The following is a 415-nucleotide window of genomic DNA, read 5'->3' as shown; positions in this document are numbered from 1 at the left end:
TCCACGCCTTCCTTGGCCAGCACCGGCTTTACGAACTCGAGGATCTCGGCGTGAGGCACGGGCGTGGCGCCGACGACCAGCGTCTCGTTGGCAAAGGCATTGAAGGACAAGACAGCGGCCAAGATGGCCAGGGATTTTTTCATGGTTGCTCCGAAGGCATTAGTTATAGGAATCAACGGCGGCTGTAATGCGCCACCAAACGGTCACCGGTCATCTGCAGGGCCTGCACCAGCACCAACAGCAGCAACACGGTGACCACCATCACGTCGGTCTGGAAACGCTGATAGCCGTAGCGGATAGCCAGGTCGCCCAGGCCACCGCCACCGATCACCCCGGCCATGGCGGTGTAGTCCACCAGCACAATCGCGGTGACAGTGACCGCTGCCAGCAGCCCGCCCCGGGCTTCCGGCAACAG

At 62.2% G+C, this 415-nt stretch carries 2 pseudogenes (1 of these 2 cut by a window edge); both read right to left on the bottom strand.

Annotated features, from left to right (window positions below):
- Window positions 1-143: pseudogene (locus tag HX846_RS27650) on the bottom strand (MetQ/NlpA family ABC transporter substrate-binding protein); its annotated part reaches 236 nt to the left of the window's first position; the annotation flags it as partial.
- A 29-nt stretch (window positions 144-172) separates the two neighbouring features.
- Window positions 173-415 (bottom strand): annotated as a pseudogene (locus HX846_RS27645) (metal ABC transporter permease); the annotation flags it as partial.

Source organism: Pseudomonas sp. K5002 (genome assembly GCF_013386655.1).
GTDB lineage: Bacteria > Pseudomonadota > Gammaproteobacteria > Pseudomonadales > Pseudomonadaceae > Aquipseudomonas.
Note: the sequence above shows the minus strand (reverse complement) of the source record. Positions and strands in the feature narration are given on the sequence as shown.